Source organism: Methylobacterium oryzae (genome assembly GCF_021398735.1).
In the GTDB taxonomy this organism is placed as follows: Bacteria; Pseudomonadota; Alphaproteobacteria; order Rhizobiales; family Beijerinckiaceae; genus Methylobacterium.
The window spans coordinates 4,332,738-4,354,723 of sequence record NZ_CP090349.1 but is presented as its reverse complement, the minus strand read 5'-3'; the positions used below and the strand labels follow the sequence as shown (position 1 = coordinate 4,354,723).

At 69.7% G+C, this 21,986-nt stretch carries 19 protein-coding genes and 1 riboswitch; of the genes, 8 read left to right on the top strand and 11 right to left on the bottom strand.

Going from position 1 to position 21,986, the window contains the following annotated elements:
• Window positions 1-135 precede the first annotated feature (135 nt).
• The gene (msrP, locus tag LXM90_RS20830) at window positions 136-1,089 is read left to right on the top strand and encodes a protein-methionine-sulfoxide reductase catalytic subunit MsrP (RefSeq protein WP_020093543.1); all 954 of its coding nucleotides are present in this window, start codon (window positions 136-138) and stop codon (window positions 1,087-1,089) included.
• 96 nt (window positions 1,090-1,185) lie between these two features.
• Here the strand turns inward: msrP and LXM90_RS20825 are convergent, their stop codons facing one another.
• The 7 genes from LXM90_RS20825 to carB all read right to left on the bottom strand — a co-directional run bounded on the left by LXM90_RS20825 (window position 1,186) and on the right by carB (window position 9,289).
• Complete coding sequence (locus LXM90_RS20825; protein WP_020093542.1) at window positions 1,186-1,446, bottom strand: YARHG domain-containing protein; 261 nt, start codon at window positions 1,444-1,446, stop codon at window positions 1,186-1,188.
• A 41-nt stretch (window positions 1,447-1,487) separates the two neighbouring features.
• A complete protein-coding gene (locus LXM90_RS20820) occupies window positions 1,488-2,378 on the bottom strand; it encodes a LysR family transcriptional regulator (protein WP_012317569.1) in 891 nt (296 codons plus the stop codon).
• 269 nt (window positions 2,379-2,647) lie between these two features.
• A complete protein-coding gene (gene trxB / locus LXM90_RS20815) occupies window positions 2,648-3,628 on the bottom strand; it encodes a thioredoxin-disulfide reductase (RefSeq protein ID WP_234081032.1) in 981 nt (326 codons plus the stop codon).
• A gap of 14 nt (window positions 3,629-3,642) precedes the next feature.
• Window positions 3,643-4,692: a mitochondrial fission ELM1 family protein gene (locus LXM90_RS20810; RefSeq protein WP_020093540.1), complete on the bottom strand. Its 1,050-nt coding sequence runs from the start codon at window positions 4,690-4,692 to the stop codon at window positions 3,643-3,645.
• Between the two features lie 51 nt (window positions 4,693-4,743).
• A complete protein-coding gene (locus LXM90_RS20805) occupies window positions 4,744-5,244 on the bottom strand; it encodes a hypothetical protein (protein WP_020093539.1) in 501 nt (166 codons plus the stop codon).
• A 4-nt stretch (window positions 5,245-5,248) separates the two neighbouring features.
• Entirely contained in the window at window positions 5,249-5,725 is a 477-nt protein-coding gene (gene greA, locus LXM90_RS20800) for a transcription elongation factor GreA (RefSeq protein ID WP_170855149.1), read from the bottom strand.
• 90 nt (window positions 5,726-5,815) lie between these two features.
• Entirely contained in the window at window positions 5,816-9,289 is a 3,474-nt protein-coding gene (gene carB, locus LXM90_RS20795) for a carbamoyl-phosphate synthase large subunit (RefSeq protein WP_020093537.1), read from the bottom strand.
• 353 nt (window positions 9,290-9,642) lie between these two features.
• Here carB and LXM90_RS20790 point away from each other — a divergent pair, with 353 nt between their 5' ends.
• Window positions 9,643-10,032: a pseudoazurin gene (locus LXM90_RS20790; protein WP_020093536.1), complete on the top strand. Its 390-nt coding sequence runs from the start codon at window positions 9,643-9,645 to the stop codon at window positions 10,030-10,032.
• 33 nt (window positions 10,033-10,065) lie between these two features.
• Here the strand turns inward: LXM90_RS20790 and LXM90_RS20785 are convergent, their stop codons facing one another.
• Together LXM90_RS20785 and carA are read right to left on the bottom strand one after the other, a co-directional pair.
• Complete coding sequence (locus LXM90_RS20785) at window positions 10,066-10,443, bottom strand: hypothetical protein (protein WP_020093535.1); 378 nt, start codon at window positions 10,441-10,443, stop codon at window positions 10,066-10,068.
• 185 nt (window positions 10,444-10,628) lie between these two features.
• Window positions 10,629-11,852 carry a glutamine-hydrolyzing carbamoyl-phosphate synthase small subunit gene (gene carA / locus LXM90_RS20780; RefSeq protein WP_020093534.1) on the bottom strand — a complete coding sequence of 408 codons (1,224 nt, stop codon included), beginning with the start codon at window positions 11,850-11,852 and terminating at the stop codon, window positions 10,629-10,631.
• Between the two features lie 192 nt (window positions 11,853-12,044).
• Here carA and LXM90_RS20775 point away from each other — a divergent pair, with 192 nt between their 5' ends.
• The 4 genes from LXM90_RS20775 to LXM90_RS20760 all read left to right on the top strand — a co-directional run bounded on the left by LXM90_RS20775 (window position 12,045) and on the right by LXM90_RS20760 (window position 18,013).
• Window positions 12,045-12,506 carry a GatB/YqeY domain-containing protein gene (locus tag LXM90_RS20775; protein ID WP_020093533.1) on the top strand — a complete coding sequence of 154 codons (462 nt, stop codon included), beginning with the start codon at window positions 12,045-12,047 and terminating at the stop codon, window positions 12,504-12,506.
• Between the two features lie 100 nt (window positions 12,507-12,606).
• Window positions 12,607-14,496: a DNA primase gene (gene dnaG / locus LXM90_RS20770; RefSeq protein ID WP_020093532.1), complete on the top strand. Its 1,890-nt coding sequence runs from the start codon at window positions 12,607-12,609 to the stop codon at window positions 14,494-14,496.
• 198 nt (window positions 14,497-14,694) lie between these two features.
• The gene (gene rpoD / locus LXM90_RS20765) at window positions 14,695-16,677 is read left to right on the top strand and encodes an RNA polymerase sigma factor RpoD (RefSeq protein ID WP_020093531.1); all 1,983 of its coding nucleotides are present in this window, start codon (window positions 14,695-14,697) and stop codon (window positions 16,675-16,677) included.
• 76 nt (window positions 16,678-16,753) lie between these two features.
• Entirely contained in the window at window positions 16,754-18,013 is a 1,260-nt protein-coding gene (locus LXM90_RS20760) for an adenylate/guanylate cyclase domain-containing protein (protein WP_020093530.1), read from the top strand.
• An 89-nt stretch (window positions 18,014-18,102) separates the two neighbouring features.
• Here LXM90_RS20760 and LXM90_RS20755 read toward each other — a convergent pair whose 3' ends face one another.
• Both LXM90_RS20755 and LXM90_RS20750 read right to left on the bottom strand, forming a co-directional pair.
• Entirely contained in the window at window positions 18,103-19,224 is a 1,122-nt protein-coding gene (locus LXM90_RS20755) for a glycosyltransferase (RefSeq protein ID WP_020093529.1), read from the bottom strand.
• Window positions 19,225-19,621: 397 nt separating this feature from the next.
• Window positions 19,622-20,125: a retropepsin-like aspartic protease family protein gene (locus LXM90_RS20750; protein WP_234081031.1), complete on the bottom strand. Its 504-nt coding sequence runs from the start codon at window positions 20,123-20,125 to the stop codon at window positions 19,622-19,624.
• A gap of 233 nt (window positions 20,126-20,358) precedes the next feature.
• Window positions 20,359-20,487: riboswitch (TPP riboswitch) on the top strand.
• Between the two features lie 64 nt (window positions 20,488-20,551).
• On the opposite strand from LXM90_RS20750, the gene thiO reads away from it, so the two are divergent.
• Window positions 20,552-21,775, top strand: a complete 1,224-nt coding sequence (gene thiO / locus LXM90_RS20745; RefSeq protein WP_020093527.1) for a glycine oxidase ThiO — start codon at window positions 20,552-20,554, stop codon at window positions 21,773-21,775.
• Complete coding sequence (gene thiS / locus LXM90_RS20740; protein WP_020093526.1) at window positions 21,772-21,984, top strand: sulfur carrier protein ThiS; 213 nt, start codon at window positions 21,772-21,774, stop codon at window positions 21,982-21,984. Before thiO ends, thiS begins: the two co-directional genes overlap by 4 nt.
• Window positions 21,985-21,986 lie beyond the last annotated feature (2 nt).

Here is a 21,986-nt window from a genome sequence, read left to right as displayed (position 1 = left end):
CTGCGTCCCGGTGCCGCTCACGGGCGGCGTAACTCCTGCGCGCCGTTCGCCGAAAGGTGAGGCTGCGGCGCTTGCGCCCCTGTCGGCCGCGGCCGATCTGTGGGTTGTGCAGGCAGGAGATCCGAGGAGACGGCCATGTTGATCAAGCGCAGGCGCGGCTGGGAGATTCCGGAGCATCTGGCGACGCCGGAAGCCGTGTTCCTCAATCGGCGGGCCCTGATCGGCGGCGCGGCCGGGCTCGCGGCCGGCTCGCTCCTGGGTGGGCGCGCGGCCCTCGCGGCGGCGGGCGACCAGCCGCTCTACCCGGCGCCGCAGAACCCCGCCTACACGCTCGACCGCCCCCTGACCCCGGAGCGCTTCAGCGCCGACTACAACAATTTCTACGAGTTCGGCACGTCGAAGACGGTGCTGCCGGCGGCCAACGCCCTCAAGACGCAGCCCTGGACCCTGAAGATCGACGGGCTCGTCGAGAAGCCGTTCGAGATCGGCATCGACGACCTGATCCGGAAGGTCGGCCTGGAGGAGCGTCTCTACCGTCACCGCTGCGTCGAGGCGTGGTCGATGGCGGTGCCCTGGACCGGATTCCCGCTGGCGAAGCTCGTGGCGCTGGCCAAGCCCGCCTCCGGCGCGAAGTACATCCGCTTCGAGACTTTCATGGACAAGGCGATGGCGCCCGGCCAGCGGGCGTTCTTCTATCCCTGGCCCTACACGGAGGGCCTGACCCTGGCTGAGGCCGGGAACGACCTCGCCTTCATGGTCACGGGGATCTACGGCAAGCCGCTGCCCAACCAGTTCGGGGCGCCGATCCGCGTCGCGGTGCCGTGGAAGTACGGGTTCAAGTCGGCCAAGTCGCTGGTGAAGATCTCGTTCACGGCCGACCGGCCGAAGACCTTCTGGGAGGGCCTGCAGGCCTCGGAGTACGGCTTCTGGGCCAACGTGAACCCGGCCGTGCCGCACCCGCGCTGGAGCCAGGCGACCGAGCGCGTCCTCGGCACCGATCAGCGCGTACCGACGTTGATCTACAACGGCTACAGCGAGCAGGTCGCCGGCCTCTACAAGGGCCTCGAAGGCGAGCGCCTGTTCGTGTGAGCACGGGCCTGCCGGAGCCGCGCTGATCTGGCGCGGCTTCCGCAGCGACGACGCGGCTCCTACGCTGCCCGGCCGACGAGGTCGACAATCCGCGGCCTAGCGCGGGCAGGCATGGGCCCGCTCGAAGGCCTGCAGATCCGCCACCGTCGCCTGCTCCTGGCGCGAGAGCGGCACGCGATCCATGGCGTCGAACCGGCAATCGGCGTTGCCGAAGGTCCGGACCGCGCGCGGCGTGGTGAAGCAGTAGCCGGCCTGCTTGTAGATCAGGTTGCGTTGGTACCAAGCTTCCGCGCAGTCATCCGCCATCGCGCCGGTGGAGCCCGCGACGAGGATCAGAGCGTAGAGAGCAGCGCGCATCGAATCGTCTCCGTGAGGAGCCGGATCCAACCATCGGATGCTCAGTAGGTCCAGCGCTGCGCCTTCGAGACGAGGAAGTCGCGGAACGCCTGCACCCGGGCGACCGAGCGCATCTCCTCGGCGTAGACGAGGTAGCTCTCCAGGCTCGGCATCTCGGTCTCGCGCAGCACCTGCACGAGCTGCTGGCCGCCATCCACCGCGTAATCGGGCAAGATGCCGATGCCGGCGCCGGCCTCCATGGCGCGCTGCAGGGCGCCGATATTGTTCACCGTCAGGTGGACCTGGCGACGCTCGCGGCCCTCGCGGCCCGCATCGGCGAGCCAGTGGGCGGCCAGCAGGTACGATGGCTCGTTGCCGCCGAAGGAGACAAGGCGGTGGTCGTCGAGCTCCTCGATGGTCTTGGGCTCGCCGAACCGCTTCACGTAATCCGGACTGGCGAAGGCGTGGTAGTGCACGGTGAACAGCCGCCGCTGGATCAGGTCCGGCTGCGCCGGGCGGCGCATGCGGATCGCCACGTCGGCCTCGCGCATGGCCAGATCGAGCTCCTCGTTGGTGAGGATCAGCTCGATGCGCACGTCCGGGTAGAGGTCGAGAAACTCGCCGACCCGCTGCGACAGCCAGGACGTGCCGAGGCCGACCGTGGTGGTGACCTTGAGGTCGCCGGTCGGCCGCTCGGAGGTCTCGACGAGGCGCGCCCGGGTATTCTCCAGGCGCAGCTTCATGTCCCGCGCGGCGCGGAACAGCAGGTCGCCCTGCTCGGTGAGCAGGAGGCCGCGGGCGTGGCGATGGAAGAGCGGCGCCTTGAGCTCGCGCTCCAGGGCGCTGATCTGGCGGCTGACCGCCGATTGGCTGAGCCCGATATCGTCACCCGCCTTGGTGAAGCTCCCCGCCTCCGCGACGTTGAGGAAGATCCGGATCTTGTCCCAGTCCAAGGCGAGAACCCCTACCAGCGCGCGCCCGCGGGTCGCGCCCGGGGTGGAGAAGGGGCGCGAAGCGGCGGGCAGATCACCGGGCGAACTGCGCGGTGCCGCGTGCGGATGGCCGCTCCCGACACCGCGCGGGCATGCAATCGGTGCATCCCGGCGCAGTCAGCACTCCTATGCACACGGCGCATGGTCCTGCGCAAGCATAAGCAGCGCGAACTTGTTGAAATGCGGGGCCTGACGGCTTCGCGCGGGAGGTGCGGAGGCCCGTCCGGCCGTCATTCCGCCGCGGCGGCCTGGACCGGGCTCTTACCGATCTCGAGATTGGCCAGGAACTTCTCCGCCTCCAGCGCCGCCATGCAGCCCATGCCGGCGGCGGTGATCGCCTGGCGGTAGACGTCGTCAGTGACGTCGCCGGCGGCGAACACGCCCGGGATCTCGGTCTCGGTCGTGCCGGGCTTCACGGTGAGATAGCCGCCGTGGCGCATGGGCAGCTGCCCCTCGAAGATGGCGGTCGCCGGCTGATGGCCGATCGCCACGAACACGCCGTCGGCCTTCACCTCGCTGATCTCGCCCGAGCGCGGATCCTTGAGACGGACGTGCGTCACGTTCGGTGCCGGCTTCTGCACGCCGCAGATCTCGGCGATCTCGCGGTGCCACAGCACCTCGACGTTCGGGTGCTTGAACAGGCGCTCCTGAAGGATCCGCTCGGCGCGAAAGCTGTCGCGGCGGTGGACCACCGTCACCTTGCTGGCGATGTTGGCGAGGTACAGGGCCTCCTCGACCGCGGTGTTGCCGCCGCCGACCACCACGACGTCCTTGCCGCGGAAGAAGAAACCGTCGCAGGTCGCGCAGGCCGAGACGCCGCCGCCCTGGAACGCCGCCTCGGACGGGATGCCGAGCCACTTGGCCTGCGCCCCGGTGGCGATGACCAGGGCGTCGCACGAGTAGGTCTCGCCGGAATCGGCCTCGAGGCGGAACGGCCGCTGCTTGAGATCGACCTTCGTGATGTATTCCGAGACGATCCGGGTACCGACGTGCTCGGCCTGGAGGCGCATCTGCTCCATCAGCCAGGGGCCCTGGATGGCCTCGGCGAAGCCCGGGTAGTTCTCGACATCGGTGGTGATCATGAGCTGGCCGCCCGGCTGGAAGCCGGAGATCAGCAGCGGCTCGACCATGGCGCGGGCGGCGTAGATCGCCGCCGTGTAGCCGGCGGGTCCCGAGCCGATGATGACGAGCTTGGCGTGGGTGTGGGCCATCTGTCTCGGTCTCCTCAGGCCGGTCCGGCCGCGCGGCGCGCGGCATAGGCGTCGGCGAGCGCCCGGGCGATCACCGGAGTCGCATCGATCGGCTTGTACGTCAGATCTGCCAACTGACCGGTGAACGGTCGCAGCGCCCCGGCGATCGCCAGCCCGGCGAACATGCGCCGATGCCGGATATAGGTACGCGGCAGGTCGAACAGCAGGACCGGCGCGCCGGTGGACACCGCCTCGCTCACCATGTTGGCCGAGTCGGAGGTCACGACGATCGCCTCGGCGAGCGCCAGCATGGCCACGTAGGGGTTGTCGCCGCTCCCGTCCCAGAGGAACCCACCAGTCTCGGCGGCGAGCACCTTCACGGCGTCGCGGAGCGGGTTCGGCGTCCGGCGGGAGATCGTCACCATCAGCCGGCAGCCCTGCGCGGCCAGCCCGCGCAGATCCTCCACGAGGCGGTTCATGTCGGTCTTGCGGTAGCTCAGGTGACGGCTGTCGCCGCCGACCAGCACCGCCACCCGCGGGCCGTCGAGGCGCGCGAGCCGCGGATCCGGCCGGGCCCGGGCCGCGGCCAGGCGCGCCGCGGTGACGAGGTGCGGCGCCGTGAGCGTGGTGAAGACGTTGGGACCGCGCAGATCGTCGTAATCCGGCACCCAGATGAAGTCGGCGCTGTCGGCGCCGGTCCGCGGATCCTTCAGGAAGGCCGTGAAGGTCCGGCCGCCGGTCGCGCGCCGCACGGTCCGCAGGTACGGGACCGACCGGCGGCCGGAGGCGATCAGGATGTCGGGGTAGGGGCCCGACAGGGCGCCGGCCCGGCGGCGCGGGCCCTCGCGCGGGTCGATCGGCCCCCAGGGCGCCATCCAGCCGAATGGTCCTGAGGCCGGCACCTTCCGGATCTCGAAGTCGAGACCCAGGGTCTCGGCGATGCCGACGCACTGGTTCTCGTCGCCGGCCTTGCCGTCCGTGACGATCCAGGCGCGGGCGCGGGCGAGCTCGGGCAGGCGCTCGCGCCGCGGGTCCGAATTGCTGACCGGCGCGCTCTGCGCCTCCGACACGTCGATGCTTGCCATGCTCCTCACCGGATACGCCCCACGCTGCCGACCGGGGCCGGCGGCCGCCTTCTAATCCCGCGGCAGGTCGCGGGCGAGCCACTGGGCGTAGATGTCGGCGATGGCGGCGAGCCGGCGCTGCTCGAATTGCGGATCGTACCACGCGCCGCCGTAGCTCGACGGCGTCGCGGTCATCTGCGGGTAGCGCCCGAGCACCTGCCCCTTGGGCCCGACGAGCAGCGCCTCGCCCTCCATGTAGTCGGTCTCGAAGTTGCCGCCCAGGCCGCGCAGGGAGCCGCTGCCGACATAGGGCCGGAGCGACAGGCTCGTCACGACCACGACGAGGCGCGGCCCGCGGCCGCCGATCCGACCGGCGAAGTTCTTCCGCAGGGCGTCGGTCAGGTCGCCGGCCAGCGCCTCGGCCTGCAGCCCCGCGCCCTTGTTCAGGAGCGGCCGCACGTCGACCCTGACGTCGGAGAAGACCGGAGTCGGCGGAAAGTCGCTCGCCGCCGCGGACCCCGCGACGGCACCGAGGAGCAGGCCGGCGAGCCGGCCCCACGTACGCGGGCGCATCGGCTCAGCCGCCGTACTGGACGGCGACGACCTCGTAGGACTTGCCGCCCCCGGGCGTGGTGACCTCGACCGTGTCGCCGACGCCCTTGCCGATCAGCGCGCGGGCGATCGGCGAGGTGATCGAGACCCGGCCCGAGCGCACGTCGGCCTCCGGCTCTCCCACGATCTGGTAGGTCTTCTCCTCCTCCGTGTCCTCGTCGACGAGCTTCACGGTGGCGCCGAACTTGATCCTGTCACCCGAGAGCTTCGTGACGTCGATCACTTCGGCCCGCGCGATCATGCTCTCCAGTTCGAGGACGCGGCCCTCGTTGTGGGACTGCGCCTCCTTGGCGGCGTGGTACTCGGCGTTCTCCGACAGGTCGCCGAGCGCGCGGGCCTCCGCGATCGCCTGGATGATGCGCTGGCGCTCCACCTGCTGGCGGTGCTTCAGCTCCTCTTCGAGGGCTGCCAGCCCGCGCACCGTGATCGGAACCTTGTCTATCGCCATCGTCTCGCGCCACAATGAAGAGGCCCGGCCGAGAGTGCAGCACTCTCCCCGGGCCATGAAATGAAGTCAGCGGAACCCTGAGGTTCAGGCCGCGAAGTATTCCTGCAACGCGCGGACCTTGAGATCGCCTTCTAGATAGGCCTTGATCCCCTCGGCCGCGGCCATCGCGCCGGCTAGAGTGGTGTAATACGGCACCTTATGCAAGAGGGCCGCGCGCCGGAGCGAGCGCGAGTCCGACAGGGCGCCGGCCCCCTCGGTGGTGTTCAGGACGAGGTGGATCCCGCCGTTCTTGATCGCGTCGACCACGTGCGGCCGGCCCTCCAGAACCTTGTTGATCCGCTCTGCCGGAACGCCGTTCTCCGCGAGGTAGCGCTGCGTGCCGCCGGTCGCCAGGATGGTGAAGCCGAGATCGGACAGGAGCTTCATGGTCGGCAGGATGCGGGCCTTGTCGGCATCCCGCACCGAGACGAAGACGGCCCCCGCCTTCGGTACCTGGGTGCCCGAGCCGAGCTGGCTCTTGGCGAAGGCCACGCCGAAGCTGGCGTCGAGCCCGATCACCTCGCCGGTGGAGCGCATCTCCGGTCCGAGCAGCACGTCGACGCCGGGGAAGCGGGCGAAGGGGAAGACCGCTTCCTTCACGGCGATGTGCGGCAGGGTCTTGGGCTTCAGGCCGAAGGTCGCGAGCGGCTCGCCCGCCATGATCCGGGCCGCGATCTTGGCGATCGGCTCGCCGATGACCTTGGCGACGAACGGCACCGTGCGCGAGGCGCGGGGGTTCACCTCCAGCACGTAGATCGTGCCGTCCTTGATGGCGTACTGCACGTTCATCAGGCCGACGACGTTGAGCGCCAGCGCCATGGCCTTGGTCTGCCGCTCCAGCTCGTCCACGATCTCGGCCGAGAGCGAGCGCGGCGGCAGGGAGCAGGCCGAATCGCCGGAATGGATGCCGGCCTCCTCGATGTGCTCCATGATGCCGGCGATGAACACGTCCTTGCCGTCGCAGACCGCGTCGACATCGACCTCGACCGCGTCCGACAGGTAGCGGTCGAACAGGAGCGGGTTCTTGCCCAGCACCGTGTTGATCTGGCCGGTCTTGTCGTTCGGGTAGCGGGCCTTCACCTCGGAGGGGATCAGGCTCGGCAGCGTGTCGAGCAGGTAGTCGGCGAACTGCGTCTCGTCGCGGATGATCGCCATGGCGCGGCCGCCGAGCACGTAGCTCGGGCGGACCACGAAGGGCAGGCCGAGCGTCTCGGCCACCAGCCGGCTCTGCTCGACCGAGTAGGCGATGCCGTTCTTCGGCTGCTTCATCGCGAGCTTGTCGAGGAGCCGCTTGAACTGGTCCCGGTCCTCGGCGAGGTCGATCGCGTCGGGCGAGGTGCCGAGGATCGGCACGCCGGCGGCCTCGAGGGCGCGGGCGAGCTTCAGCGGGGTCTGGCCGCCGAACTGCACGATCACGCCGTGCAGGGTGCCGGCCTGCCGCTCGGTCTCGATGATCTCCAGCACGTCCTCGGCGGTCAGCGGCTCGAAGTAGAGCCGGTCCGAGGTGTCGTAGTCGGTCGAGACCGTCTCCGGGTTGCAGTTGACCATGATGGTCTCGTAGCCGGCGTCCGACAGCGCGAAGCAGGCGTGGCAGCAGCAATAATCGAACTCGATGCCCTGGCCGATCCGGTTCGGGCCGCCGCCGAGGATCACGACCTTCTTGCGATCCGAGGGCTCCGCCTCGTCCACGACCGCGCCCGCGAACGGCGCCACGTAGGTCGAGTACATGTAGGCGGTGGGCGACTTGAACTCGGCCGCGCAGGTGTCGATCCGCTTGTAGACCGGCCGCACCGCCAGGGCGCGCCGGGCCGCGCTGACGGCGGCCTCGTCGGTTTTGGCCAGCACCGCGAGGCGGGCATCCGAGAAGCCGGCGGCCTTGAGCTGGCGGAAGGCGCCGGCCGTCTTCGGCAGGCCGTGGGCCTTCACGCGGTTCTCGAGGTCGATGATCGCCTGGAGCTGCTCGAGGAACCACGGGTCGATCTTGCAGGAGGCGTAGACCTGCTCGTGGCTGACGCCGAGCCGCAGGGCCTGCGCGACCTTGAGCAGCCGGTCCGGGGTCGGAGTGCCGATCGCCGCCTTGATGGCGTTGTGGTCGTCGCCCTTGCCGAGCCCCTCGATCTCGATGTCGTCGAGGCCGGTCAGGCCGGTCTCGAGCGAGCGCAGGGCCTTCTGCAGCGACTCGGCGAAGCAGCGGCCGATCGCCATGGCCTCGCCCACCGACTTCATGGCGGTGGTGAGCGTCGGCTCGGCGCCCGGGAACTTCTCGAAGGCGAAGCGCGGGATCTTGGTGACGACGTAGTCGATCGTCGGCTCGAACGAGGCCGGGGTCGCGCCGCCGGTGATGTCGTTGGCGATCTCGTCGAGCGTGTAGCCGACCGCGAGCTTGGCCGCGACCTTGGCGATCGGGAAGCCGGTGGCCTTGGAGGCGAGGGCCGAGGAGCGCGAGACGCGCGGGTTCATCTCGATCACGATCATGCGCCCGTTCTCGGGGTTGATCGCGAACTGCACGTTCGAGCCGCCGGTCTCGACGCCGATCTCGCGGAGCACCGCCAGCGATGCGTCGCGCATCACCTGGTATTCCTTGTCGGTGAGCGTCAGCGCCGGCGCGACGGTGATCGAATCGCCCGTGTGGACCCCCATCGGGTCGATGTTCTCGATGGAGCAGACGATGATGCAGTTGTCGTTCCGGTCCCGGACGACCTCCATCTCGTACTCTTTCCAGCCGAGCACGCTCTCCTCGATGAGCACCTCGTTGGTCGGCGACGCGTCGATGCCGCGCTCGACGATGTCGAGGAACTCCTCGCGGTTGTACGCGATGCCGCCGCCGGTGCCGCCCATGGTGAAGGACGGCCGGATGATCGCCGGCAGGCCGACCTCGGCCAGCGCGATCAGCGCCTGCCCGATCGCGTGCTCACCGTAGCGCTTGCGCCGCTCGGTCTCACCCGCGGCCCAGCTCTTCTCGTAGGCCGCCAGCGCGGTCTGGCGCGCCGCCGGATCGCTGTTCGCCGCCTCGATCCTGGCGATCTCGGCCAGGTAGGCCTGACGGTCCGCCTTCTTGGCGGCGGACGCGTTGGCGAGCGCCGATTTCGGGGTGTCGAGCCCGATCTTGGTCATGGCGTCGCGGAACAGGCTCCGGTCCTCGGCCTTGTCGATGGCCTCGGCGGTGGCGCCGATCATCTGCACGCCGTACTTCGCGAGCACGCCCATCTTCTGCAGCGACAGGGCGCAGTTGAGCGCCGTCTGGCCGCCCATCGTGGGCAGGATCGCGTCGGGGCGCTCCTTCTCGATGATCTTGGCGACGATCTCCGGGGTGATCGGCTCGACGTAGGTCGCGTCCGCCATGTCCGGGTCGGTCATGATGGTCGCGGGGTTCGAGTTCACCAGGACGATGCGGTAGCCCTCCTCGCGGAGCGCCTTGCAGGCCTGGGTGCCGGAATAATCGAACTCGCAGGCCTGTCCGATGATGATCGGACCCGCACCGATGATCAGGATCGAGGAGATGTCGGTGCGTTTGGGCATCGTGGGCCTTCTCAGGCCAAGCGCGCCCGATCGGGCACGGCTCGAGTGAGCCCTGCTCCCGGACGCGCGTGGCGGGAATGTCGTTGAGCCCCGCGTTTACACGGGCGACGGGCGCATTGGAAGGCCGGGACAACCGCGCAGTCTGGCCGCGCGCCCGGCGCATGGATGCGGCATCGATCCTTCGATTTGGAGGATTTATAAATTCTCAAAAGAATTCATCGATTTCTTGCAGGAGATTGACGCCGGACCTTAAGCTCCGATGGATCGGCCAGCGCGCCGATCGACATCATCATCGTTCGAGACCGAAAATGCTCAGGCTAGCGACACTCTTCGCGATACTTCTGATCGGCTCGATGACGGGCGCGAACGCTTCGGAGGTCGCCATCAAGACTTTGAACAGCGGTCCGGGCGGGATGATGGTCTTCGACCCGGCCTTCGTGAAAATCCAGCCCGGCGACACGGTGCGGTTCGTGCCGGCCGACAAGGGTCACAATGCCGAGCTGATCAAGGGGATGGCGCCCGAGGGCGCGGCGCCGTTCAAGACGGTGGTCGGCAAGGAGGAGGCCGTGACCTTCGACAAGCCCGGCCTCTACGGCATCAAGTGCTCGCCGCACTACATCATGGGGATGGTCGGCCTCGTCCAGGTCGGCGACAGGCCCGAGAACCTGGAGGCGGCCCGGGCGGTGCCGCAGAACAAGCTGGCCGCCAAGCGGTTCGAGCCGCTGTTCGAGAAAGTTCAGTAGGCGCCGGGGCGGCGCTGGCCGCCCCGATCCGTCTCAGAAGCCGGCGTGGAGCGCGGCGACCGCCCGGTCGATCGAGAGGTAGAACACCCCGAAGGCCACCAATGCGGCGGCCGCGAACTCCACGGCGACGTTCGAGAGCGTCTGCGCGCGGCGCAGGGCCTCGCGGCCGAAATAGACCGAGACCCAGGCGAGGGCGAGGACCGCCGGCATGGCGAAGAGGTAGGACACCGTGCTCTCGACGCGGTCGAATCCGCCGGTCGGATCGATCAGCGCCCGGATGTTGCGCACCCAGGGGGCGTAGACGGCGGCGTAGAGGGCGGTCAGCCAGGACAGGCCCGCGGCGACGCCGAGATGGAAGGTGAAGCTGCGGTGCAGGCGGGAGAAATCGTCGCGCGCCTCGTCGATGGTCATCCGGCAATCCCCTGCGACGGACCGCCGTCGCCGGGCGCGGATGCGCCGCCGTTCAGGGGCCGTCGTGGGCTCCCTTAAGCCGTCCGATCTGGCGGATTTTATGGCCCCGCCGCGGCCCGATTGGGGTCGGGACGCAGGACTGAAAGGCCGCGCCGCGGCTCCGCGGCGCTCGCGAGGACGACGCGTCAGGCGCGCTCGGGTTCGCCCGAGCGCATCAGCGTCACGAAGCGCTCGAAGAGGTAGTGGCTGTCGCGCGGGCCGGGGGAGGCCTCCGGGTGGTGCTGCACCGAGAAGGCCGGGCGGTCGGTGAGGGTCAGGCCGCAATTCGAGCCGTCGAACAGCGACACGTGGGTCTCCACGGCCGTCTCCGGCAGGCTGTCCGGGTCCACCGCGAAGCCGTGGTTCATCGACACGATCTCGACCTTGCCGGTGGTCTTATCCTTCACCGGGTGGTTCGCGCCGTGGTGGCCCTGGCCCATCTTCACGGTCCGGCCGCCGAGGGCGAGACCCATCAATTGGTGGCCGAGGCAGATGCCGAAGGTCGGCACCTTCTCGTCCAGGAGCTTGCGAATCACCGGGACCGCGTAGGCGCCGGTGGCGGCCGGGTCGCCGGGGCCGTTCGACAGGAACACGCCGTCCGGCTTCAGCGCCAGGATCTCCTCGGCCGTCGTGGTGGCCGGCACGACGGTGACGTCGCAGCCGGCCTGGGCGAGGAGGCGCAGGATGTTGCGCTTCACGCCGTAATCGATGGCCACGACCCTGAGGCCCTCGCCGGGTGCGCGCGTGCCGTAGCCGTTGCCCAGCGCCCAGACGGTCTCGGACCATTCCGACGGCGCGCGGCTCGTCACCGGCGGAACGAGGTCCAGCCCCTCCATCGGCGCGAGGGCCGCCGCGCGGGCCTTGAGGGCCTCGCGGTCGAAATTGCCCTGGGGATCGTTGGCGATCACGGCGTTGGGCATGCCCTGGTCGCGGATGCGGGCCGTGAGCGCCCGGGTGTCGACGCCCGTGATGCCGACGATGCCGCGCGCCTTGAGCCACCCGTCGAGATGCGACGAGGACCGCCAGTTCGACGGGTTCGTCACCGCCGAAGCGATGACGGTGCCGCGGACGCCCGAGGCCGGTGCCGCCTCCAGGCTCTCCAGATCCTCGTCGTTAGTACCGACATTGCCGATATGCGGGAAGGTGAAGGTGACGATCTGGCCGGCATAGGACGGGTCCGTCAGGATCTCCTGGTAGCCGGTCATCGCGGTGTTGAAGCAGACCTCGCCGTCGGCCACGCCGGTCTGGCCGATGCCGAATCCCTCCAGGATGGTGCCGTCGGCCAGCACCAGCAGAGCCGTCGCGACGGGCTCGGCCCAGGGCTCGGGAGCCTGAGGCTCGGGGGCATGCGCGGCGGCGTCTTGCAGCATGGGCTGAGTCTCGCTTATGTCCGGCCGAAGGCGGGCGCCGGGTTGCGGCGCTCTCGGCTTGCGGCATGATCGTGTGCGGCGCTCTTAGCGAGCGGCCCGCGATGGGGTCAATGTGGCTCCGCTGCCGGCAGGGCTCAACTCCCGCAAATCGCAGGCCAGCCCCCCGCTTCGACCGTTGGAAGGTTCATCGAGATGCTGCGCGCGCGCTTCACCACCGAGATGAAGGAGGCCATGAAGGCCGGCGACAAAGAGCGGCTGGCGACCGTCCGGATGATTCAGGCCGCCCTGAAAGACCGGGACATCGAGGCCCGCGGCAACGGCAAGGAGCCGATCTCCGACGAGGAGATCCTGTCGCTGCTCCAGAAGATGATCAAACAGCGCACCGAATCGGCCGCGGTCTACGAGCAGGGCGGCCGGCCGGAACTCGCCGCCAACGAGCGCGCCGAGATCGCCATCGTCGAGACGTTCCTGCCGAAGCAGATGGACGAGACCGAGACGAAGGCCGCGGTCGAGGCGGCGATCCTCGAGACCGGCGCGGCCGGCCCGAAGGACATGGGCAAGGTGATCGCCGCCCTGAAGGGCACCTTCGCGGGCCGCATGGATTTCGGCAAGGCGAGCGGCCTGGTGAAGGCCGCGCTGGCGGCGAAGGGCTGAACCTCTCCCCGCAATCCTCCACCGGATTCCGGGCGTGTGAGGGACTCGGTCACGCCTCTCGCGCTATAGGAGCGGGTTCACGCAACCCGTCCCAGGCCCCGTGCGCTATCCGCCCCACATCCTGGAAGAAATCCGTTCCCGGCTGCCGGCCTCGTCGGTGGTCGGCCGCCGCGTGCAGTTGAAGAAGGCCGGACGCGAGTGGCGCGGCCTGTCGCCGTTCAACGCCGAGAAGACGCCGTCCTTCTACGTGAACGACCAGAAGCAGTTCTACCACTGCTTCTCGTCCTCCAAGCACGGCGACATCTTCACCTTCCTGATGGAGACGGAGGGCCTCAGCTTCCCCGAGGCGGTCGAGCGGCTGGCGGGCGAGGCCGGCGTCAGCCTGCCGGCGCCCACCGAGGACAACCGGGCCAGCGAGCAGAAGCGGGCCGGGGCGATCGAGGTCATGGAGATGGCCGCGCGCTGGTTCGAGGAGCGCCTGCGGTCGGGCCAGGGCAGCGAGGCCCGCGCCTATCTCGAGCGGCGCGGGTTGCGGGACGAGACGCAGCGGGCCTTCCGCCTCGGCTACGCGCCGGGCGAGCGCTACGCCCTGCGCGACCACCTCGCCGGGCAGGGGGTCGAGAAGGCGCTGATGGTCGAACTCGGCCTGCTCGCGGCGGGGGAGGGGGTCTCCGTCCCCTACGACTATTTCCGCGACCGGGTGATGTTCCCGATCACCGACACCCGCGGCCGGGTCGTGGCCTTCGGCGGCCGGGCGCTCGCCAAGGAGGTGCGCGCCAAGTACCTCAACTCGCCGGAGACGCCGCTCTTCCACAAGGGCCGGACGCTCTACAACCTGCACGGCGCCCGCAAGGCCGCGCATGATCGCGGCTCGATCATCGCGGTGGAGGGCTACGTCGACGTCATCGCCATGACGCTCGCGGGCCATCCCGAGACGGTGGCGCCGCTGGGCACCGCTCTCACCGAGGACCAGCTCGGGCTGCTCTGGCGCCACGCCGACGAGCCGATCCTGTGCTTCGACGGTGACAAGGCCGGCCAGCGGGCGGCCTTCCGGGCCCTCGACATCGCGCTGCCGCTCCTCGAGCCCGGCCGCTCGCTGCGGATCGCGCTGCTGCCGGGCGGCCAGGATCCGGACGACCTGCTGCGCTCGGGCGGCCCGACGGCCATCGACCAGGTGCTCGCGGCCGCGCTTCCCCTCTCGGAGCTGCTGTGGCGGCGCGCCCTCGAGGCGGGACCGGTCGACACGCCGGAGCGCCGCGCCGGCCTGACCCAGACCCTGCGCACCACCGTCGCGACGATCCGCGACGAGACCGTGCGGCGCTACTATCGCGACGATGTCGAGGAGCGCCTGCGCGGCCTGTCGCCCCGCGCCAACCGCGCCACCGGCGCGGCCCCGCGCGGACGCCAGCGCTTCGCCCGGCCCGGCGAGCCCGTCTCGCCGCGCATCACCGGGAGCCCGAGTCCCTCGGTGACGGCCTCGGCGGGCTTCACGGGCGCCGCCCCGGTGCGCGAGGCGGTGATCGTCGGCACCCTGCTGGCCCATCCCGAGATGATGGCGGAGTTCGGCGAGGAGGCGGCCGAGCTCGACTTCGCCGATCCCGACGCCCGGGCGCTGCTGTCGGTCCTGCTGGCCTGCGCGGCCGAGGACGAGGACACGGCGCCCGAGGTGTTGCAGAACCGCATCAATCGCGCCGGACTCACAGGGGCGGCCGACCGAATCCTCGCCCTGGCCCGCTCGCGGGACCGCACGACCCTGGCCCCGCACGCCGATCCTGCCCACCGCGCAGACGCGCTCCGACAGGCGATGATCTTGCACCGGCAGGCAGGAGCGCTACATAGCGAACTTCGCGAAGCACGGCAGGCGTTTGAGGACGATCCGACCGATGCCGGGTGGGCATGGCTCTGCGAAGTGAAGGCGAGGCTGGAAACCGTCATCGCCGCCGAGGCGGAGGCCGATGCACCGGTGTCGAGCGACTCGACGGCCGTGTGATGCCTGTGTCATGGCGGTGGCGGGGTGACGTGTCCCGCCATAGTTAACAATCGGTCAAGCCTCGGGCTTGCATACGGAAACCGACGACTCACGGCGACCGGAGCGATCCGGCGCCGATCTCATACAGCGGCGCCGACGGCGTGGACCGGCCTCATCGGGGCCTCCGCTACGCGCCGCGTGCGAAACAATAGGCTGATCATGGCGACGAAGGCAACGGAACGGGACGAGACGGACGCTGCCCCCGAGCAGCAGACCGACGGGCCGCTCCTCGACCTGACGGATGCTTCGGTCAAGCGGATGGTCAAGCTCGCCAAGAAGCGCGGCTACGTGACCTACGAAGAGGTCAACGAGGTCCTGCCCGAGGGGCAGTCCGATCCGGACCAGCTCGAGGACGTGCTCTCGCAGCTCTCCGAGATGGGCATCAACGTCGTCGAGGCCGAGGAGACCGACGAGGCCGCGGGCGAGAAGGCCGCGGACGGCGAGGAGGAGGAGGCCGAGGGCGGCGAGGTCGCCGAGGTCGCGCCGGCGCGCGCCGTCGCGGTCGCCACGACCACCAAGGAGCCGACCGACCGCACCGACGATCCGGTGCGCATGTACCTGCGCGAGATGGGCTCGGTGGAGCTCCTGTCCCGCGAGGGCGAGATCGCCATCGCCAAGCGCATCGAGGCCGGCCGCGAGGCGATGATCGCGGGCCTCTGCGAGAGCCCGCTGACCTTCCAGGCGATCATCATCTGGCGGGACGAGCTCGTGGAGGGCAAGGTCCTCCTGCGCGACATCATCGACCTCGAGGCGACCTACGCGGGCCCGGACGGCAAGAACGCGCCGCAGATCGCCGAGGGCGAGGACGGCGGGGACGACGCGGAGCCGCCCGCGCCGCCGGAGGGTGGCGACGACGAGGACGACCTCGAGAACAACGTCTCGCTCGCCGCTATGGAGGCGGAGATCAAGCCGCGGGTCCTCGAGACCTTCGACGCGATCGCCGCGAACTACCGCAAGCTGCGCAAGTTCCAGATCGAGGGCACCGAGCGCAAGGCCGCCGGCGAGCAGAACACCCCGGCCCAGAACCAGAAGCAGATCGAGCTGAAGGACATCGTCGTCGCCGACGTGAAGTCCCTGTCTCTGAACAACAACCGCATCGAGGCGCTGGTCGGCCAGCTCTACTCGATCAACAAGCAGCTGATCGGCCACGAGGGCCGGCTGATGCGCTTCGCCGAGAGCCACGGCGTGGCCCGCGACGAGTTCCTGCGCCACTACCAGGGCTACGAGCTCGATCCGAACTGGATGGAGCGCGTCGGTACGCTCGGCGGCAAGGGCTGGAAGAACCTGGTCGAGCGCGGCTCGAGGCAGGTGGCGGAGCTGCGCGCGCAGATCCTCGACCTCGCCTCGGAGACGGGCCTGGAGATCGGCGAGTACCGCCGCATCGTCAACATGGTCCAGAAGGGCGAGCGCGAGGCCCGGCAGGCCAAGAAGGAGATGATCGAGGCGAACCTGCGCCTCGTGATCTCGATCGCCAAGAAGTACACGAACCGCGGCCTGCAGTTCCTGGATCTGATCCAGGAGGGCAACATCGGCCTGATGAAGGCGGTCGACAAGTTCGAGTACCGCCGCGGCTACAAGTTCTCGACCTACGCGACGTGGTGGATCCGTCAGGCGATCACCCGCTCGATCGCCGACCAGGCCCGGACCATCCGCATCCCGGTGCACATGATCGAGACGATCAACAAGATCGTCCGCACGTCGCGCCAGATGCTGCACGAGATCGGCCGCGAGCCGACCCCGGAGGAGTTGGCCGAGAAGCTGGCCATGCCGCTGGAGAAGGTCCGCAAGGTCCTGAAGATCGCCAAGGAGCCGATCTCCCTCGAGACGCCTATCGGCGACGAGGAGGACAGCCACCTCGGCGACTTCATCGAGGACAAGAACGTCGTCCTGCCGATCGACGCGGCGATCCAGTCGAACCTGCGCGAGACCACGACGCGCGTGCTCGCCTCGCTCACGCCCCGCGAGGAGCGCGTGCTGCGCATGCGCTTCGGCATCGGCATGAACACCGACCACACCCTGGAGGAAGTCGGCCAGCAGTTCTCGGTGACCCGCGAGCGCATCCGCCAGATCGAGGCGAAGGCGCTGCGGAAGCTGAAGCATCCCTCGCGCAGCCGGAAGCTCAGGAGCTTCCTGGACAACTGAGCCCGCGCCGCGAACCGCGCGGCGCTTCCCCGTCGCCCGCGTTGCCACGGTGCCGCGCGGCATCCAGTCTGGCGCCATGCTCGAACGCCGCCCGCCAACGCCCGGATCCCCGACGGCCTTCGCGGACGGCTCGGAGGCCGACGACGTGCCCTTCGGCGCGCTCCAGCCCTCCGTGGGCATCCGCGACTGGCTTCTCGGCGAGGGCGCGCGGATGCCCAACGCCGAGGAGATGCTGGCCGGGCTCGCCGAGCGCCTGATCGCGATCGGCGTGCCGGTGGACCGGGCCTCCACGGCGATCGACACCCTGCACTCGGAGTATGCCGGCGTCGGCCGAATCTGGACGCGGGACGGCGGCACCACCGTGCGGCTGTTCCCCCACGGGGCCCGCTCGACGGACGCGTACCTCAACAGCCCGTTCCACACGGTCCACGAGACCGGGGAGTGGCTCATCCTCGACCTGTCGAAGACTCCGGACGACGCCTACGCGATCGTTCCCGACCTGAAGGCTGGCGGCTACACCCACTACGTCGTGGCGCCCCTGTTCTTCACGAACGGCACGCAGAACGGCATCACCTTCGCCACGCGGGCCCCCGAGGGGTTCCGGGACGACGACATCGCGATCCTCCGCTTCGTCATGCCGGCGCTGGCGGCCGTGATGGAGATGCGCGTCCTCAACAAGCAGCTCGACCACGTGCTCCGGCTCTATGTCGGCGACGAGCCGCACCGGGCGATCCTGGCCGGCGACATCCGCCGCGGGCAGGTGACCCGGATCCGCTCGGCGATCCTGTTCGCCGACATGCGCGACTACACCCGCACCACCGCCGACATGACGCCGGAGGAGGCGGTGGGCCTGCTCAACGTGTTCTTCGACTGCCTCGTGCCGCCGATCGAGCGTGAGGGCGGCGAGGTCCTGAAGTATCTCGGCGACGGCCTGCTGGCGATCTTCCGGGAAACCGGCGACGATCTGGGCGGCGCGGCCAAGGGCGCGCTCACGGCGGCCCAGCACGCCCTGGCGGCCCTCGACGAGGCGAACGCCCTGCACCAGTTCCCGGTGCCGGTGGCCGCCGGCATCGCGCTCCACCACGGCGAGGCCGCCTACGGCAATGTCGGATCCGGCTCACGCCTCGACTTCACGGTGATCGGCCGCGACGTGAACCTCGCGAGCCGCATCGCGCAGCTGAACCGCGCCCTCGGCGAGCCGCTGCTGATGTCGAAGCCCTTCGTGGACTTCCTCTGGGGAGACCCGATCCCAATGGGAGAGCACCGGCTCAACGGCTTCGACGAGCCCATGGCGGTGTTCCGGCCGAAATTCCTGCGGCCGCGCAAGTCCAGCTGAGCGGCCCTCCGATCGGACCCGACGTCACGCGGCGCTCGCGGAGATCCGCCGCGATCTGAGGCTCGCGGGCGATCCGCGCGCGGTGCGTGTCACCACGTCGGCACGAACGGCAGAGCGTAGGGTGTGTGCCGGCAACCCCAGACCGGATCGATCATCTGCGCCATCACGTCCCGGGCCAGGGCGCCGGCGCGTATGGCGACCTCCCGCGGGACATGCGCCCGCTCGAGGATCTTCAGGCAGGCATGTCCGCAGGCGCTGAACTGGCCGCTGTGGTACGCGTTGAGGGCGAACTCGTCGAGCAAGCCGTACTCGTAGACCCACGGGTTCAGGGAGATGCCCTCGCTCGGAAGCTCGAGAGCCAAGCCCGCCTCGGCGTAACGATAGCCTTCCGCGAACCGCTTCCTCAGCCTGCAGAATCGGCTGGCCCCGTGGCGCGCCTCCGCCCGCCCCGGACGGATTGCGGTGGCGCGCTCGTAGAGCTGCAGCACCCTGTCCTCCGGCTCGTCGAGGCGCTCCGCGTTCACCGCGGCCATCAGCAGGTTGAAATAGACCTCCTCGTCCCATCCGCCGAGATCGGCCCGCTTCAGGAAACAGGCGAACGCTTTCCGGTACTCGCCGGCGGCGTCGTAGGTGGTGCCGAGGTACATCGTGTACCGGGCGATCATGAAGGGGTCCGTCTCGACCGCCAGTGCCTTCTCGAGGACGGCGATATCCCGCGCGTCCGCCGTCGCGTCGCGGTGGCGGGCACCGTCGTCGCCCCGACGCATCGCGAGGGGGAGGATCGGTGTCTCTGTCACGCCGGGGCAGCTGAGGAATTCGTGCAGCACGCCCCGGTAACGCCAGTTCTCCCGGGTGCTGACCAGCTGGTTGCGCCAGTACCGCGTGTGCGCGTCGATGATCTCGAACCGATAGCCGGGCGCACGCAGCTTCGGCATCGTGAATTCCGCCGGGACGATCAGCTCATCGTCGGCGTCGATGATCAATGCGTACTGCGCGTGACGCCGCGCGAGTTTCAAGGCCTCGTTCCGGTTGAAGGCGAAATCGACCCAGGGGCGCTCGACCAGAGCACCCGGTATGTCCGCGAGCGCGGCACGGACGACATCCTGGGTTCCATCCGTCGAGCCGGTATCGACGACGATCCAATGATCGATGATCGGACGAACAGAATCGAGGCAACGCCGGATAACGTGGGCCTCGTCCTTCACGATCATGGACAAACAGATCGTCGATCCGCGATTCTTCATACCGAAGCCGTCCCATCGCGCGCTCACGTGTCGGATGCGCAGTCATGAACGCTCCTAGCATTGCCGGAATGCGCTGACAAACAAACATATCCTTCGGAAAAATTTGGATTAAATATCTGAAACTACATATAATAAGCCAGTTATATATAAATTCTCCGGCTCACGGTCTTATGACTGCAAATACCCGCGACCGATAGACTGATCGAGCGGATCAGGAGACACCCGCCATCGGGCTGGCACGAGGCCCGAACGCCGTAGGTCATCGGCGCGGGCGTTGGGCCCGCAGCCGATCCCGTGGTGCAGGCCCGGGGGATCCCCACAGGCGCGCCTCGGCCAGACAGATCAGCGTCGATCTCCGGCCGCCTCAGCCCCTGAGCGTCATCGTGCTGCCGGAGATGCCGAAATCGCGCAGACGCCTGAGGAACGACATGCCCAGCAGGCTCGTCGACAGGAGCCCGCGCGGGATCACGACCGCATCGACGTCCCGGACCGTGATCGATCCGATCTGCACGATGGCGATCCGGATCGGCGCCACGCGGACCGTGCCGTTCGCGGTGTTCCAGACGCGGGTGAAATCGGCCGGAGTGACCCGGATCCCGATCCGCGCGGCATCCTCCTCGGAGAACGCGCAGGCGCTCGCTCCCGTATCGACCATCATCGGCAGCGAGCGGCCGTCCAACAGCGCATTGACGAAGAAGTGGCCGTTGCGCCCGGCCTGGAGGGCCACGCCGGCGGCGTCGACTGCGGGAACGGGCTCCGGCGGCGTGACGGCGAGGGCCACCGGCGCCGGCCTCATGCCGTCGCGCAGCTTCAAGGCGGCCGTGACACCGAGGAAGCCGAGCAGGCAGATCAATAGGATTGCGCGCACGCGAGTCCGCCCGTGACGTGGAGTGCCGGCGACCGGAGACGTTCCGGAATCCCGGTGATGAGATGCCAGACCAGTGAAGGGATGGTGCGCGATCGCGGTCGCCGCCGCGGCGCGCGCGCCGATTCCGCTCCGCTTGGTGTCCAGATCGTCACCGGGATCCGCGGATTGTCGCGGGAACGACTGGATGCTCGCGGCGCGGGGTTGACCGGCAGGGGCCGGGGAGCCACATCTGCGTCTGTTCCAGGGAGATCCCCGGCAAGGGGCTGAGAAACCGCTGGCACGTCCGTCAGGACCTGCGGCGCGGAAATCCTTCGAACCTGATCCGGCTCATACCGGCGTAGGGATTGGACCGCGGCCGCCTGAAAGGCAGGCCACAGCTTCTCACCGAAGCGCACGGCCCGATCTCCGCGACGGCAATCCGCGGAGATGATTGTGCCCCTCGACCGACCCGCCTCACCGATCGGCCGCCGCCGCAACCCGGACGGCAACGTCGCGCCGGCGACCCTTCCGGCGCGGACGGACGTCGCCGTGGTCGGCGGCGGGCTGATCGGGCTGTCGATCGCGTGGCGCCTCGCCCGGGCCGGCCGCGCCGTGACGGTGCTGGAGCGGGACACGATCGGGGCGGGCGCGAGCCTCGCGGCCACCGGCATGCTGGCCCCCGCCGCCGAGCACGAGCCGGGCTCCGATCCGCTGCTGCCGCTCGCCCTGGACTCGCTGCGGCTCTGGCCCGCGTTCCGCGACGCCCTGGAGGCCGAGTCCGGCCGGGCGATCGACTACCGCGCCGACGGCACCCTGGTGCTGGCGGTCGGCCGCGACGAGGTCGAGCGCCTGCGCTTCCGCTTCGACCTTCAGCGCCGCTCGGGGCTCGAGGCCACGTGGCTGCCGGGCAGCGAGGTGCGGCGCCTGGAGCCGGGCCTGCGCCCCTCCGTCACCGCCGGGATCCACTGCCCGCTCGACCATCAGGTCGACCCCCGTCTGGTCATGGACGCCCTCACCGAGGCCTGCCGCCGCGCCGGCGTAATTCTGGCGGAGCGGAATCCCGTCACCGCCCTGGACTGGTCGGGTGGCCGCGTGACCGGGATCCGCGCCGGCGACCGCGTCGTCCCGGCGGAGACCGTCATCCTCGCCTCCGGCGCCTGGAGCGGGGAGGGCGGTCTGCTGCCCGACGCGCTCGCCCTGCCGGTCCGCCCGCTGAAGGGCCAGTCCCTGGCCCTGCGCACCACCGCCCGGACCGGTACCCTGGCGCGGATGGTCTGGACCGAGCAGGTCCACATGGCGCCGAAGAGCGACGGCCAGCTCATCGTCGGCGCGACCGTCGAGGATTGCGGCTTCCGGCCCGGCGTCACCGCGGGCGGACTCTACGCCCTGCTGGAGGGTGCCCGCCGGGTGCTGCCCGGCATCGAGGAGATGGAGGTGGAGGCGGTCTGGAGCGGGTACCGCCCGACCTCGGACGACGACGCACCGATCCTCGACGCGATCGCGCCGGGCCTCGTCGCCGCCACCGGGCATCACCGCAACGGCTACCTGCTCGCCCCGGTGACCGCCGACGCGATCGCCGCGCTGGTGCTGCGCGGCGCGCTGCCGGAGGTGGCGCGTCCCTTCACCCGCGCGCGCTTCGGCCAGCCGGAAGCGCTGAGGGCCTCGGCATGAAACTCCTCGTCAACGGTGAGCCGCGCGAGTGCGCGGTCGAGACGGTGGACGCCCTGTTCCGCCTGGAGGCGGAGGAGAGCGGCATCGAGAGTCCGCAGGGTGTCGCCATCGCGCTGAACGGCCGCGTTCTGCGCCGCCGGGACTGGGGCGAGACACCGGTCGCGGAGGGCGACCGGGTCGAGATCGTCCGCGCCATGCAGGGAGGTTGAGC

What these genes read in the sequence shown, in the direction of transcription:
- LXM90_RS20775 (WP_020093533.1), top strand. Translation starts at nt 12,045, where the DNA reads ATGCTGCGCGCGCGCTTCACCACCGAGATGAAGGAGGCCATGAAGGCC.
- LXM90_RS20755 (WP_020093529.1), bottom strand. Translation starts at nt 19,224, where the DNA reads ATGATCGTGAAGGACGAGGCCCACGTTATCCGGCGTTGCCTCGATTCT.
- LXM90_RS20810 (WP_020093540.1), bottom strand. Translation starts at nt 4,692, where the DNA reads ATGGCAAGCATCGACGTGTCGGAGGCGCAGAGCGCGCCGGTCAGCAAT.
- LXM90_RS20825 (WP_020093542.1), bottom strand. Translation starts at nt 1,446, where the DNA reads ATGCGCGCTGCTCTCTACGCTCTGATCCTCGTCGCGGGCTCCACCGGC.
- msrP (WP_020093543.1), top strand. Translation starts at nt 136, where the DNA reads ATGTTGATCAAGCGCAGGCGCGGCTGGGAGATTCCGGAGCATCTGGCG.
- LXM90_RS20760 (WP_020093530.1), top strand. Translation starts at nt 16,754, where the DNA reads ATGCTCGAACGCCGCCCGCCAACGCCCGGATCCCCGACGGCCTTCGCG.
- LXM90_RS20790 (WP_020093536.1), top strand. Translation starts at nt 9,643, where the DNA reads ATGACGGGCGCGAACGCTTCGGAGGTCGCCATCAAGACTTTGAACAGC.
- thiO (WP_020093527.1), top strand. Translation starts at nt 20,552, where the DNA reads ATGATTGTGCCCCTCGACCGACCCGCCTCACCGATCGGCCGCCGCCGC.
- carB (WP_020093537.1), bottom strand. Translation starts at nt 9,289, where the DNA reads ATGCCCAAACGCACCGACATCTCCTCGATCCTGATCATCGGTGCGGGT.
- LXM90_RS20785 (WP_020093535.1), bottom strand. Translation starts at nt 10,443, where the DNA reads ATGACCATCGACGAGGCGCGCGACGATTTCTCCCGCCTGCACCGCAGC.
- LXM90_RS20805 (WP_020093539.1), bottom strand. Translation starts at nt 5,244, where the DNA reads ATGCGCCCGCGTACGTGGGGCCGGCTCGCCGGCCTGCTCCTCGGTGCC.
- trxB (WP_234081032.1), bottom strand. Translation starts at nt 3,628, where the DNA reads ATGGCCCACACCCACGCCAAGCTCGTCATCATCGGCTCGGGACCCGCC.
- rpoD (WP_020093531.1), top strand. Translation starts at nt 14,695, where the DNA reads ATGGCGACGAAGGCAACGGAACGGGACGAGACGGACGCTGCCCCCGAG.
- carA (WP_020093534.1), bottom strand. Translation starts at nt 11,852, where the DNA reads ATGCTGCAAGACGCCGCCGCGCATGCCCCCGAGCCTCAGGCTCCCGAG.
- thiS (WP_020093526.1), top strand. Translation starts at nt 21,772, where the DNA reads ATGAAACTCCTCGTCAACGGTGAGCCGCGCGAGTGCGCGGTCGAGACG.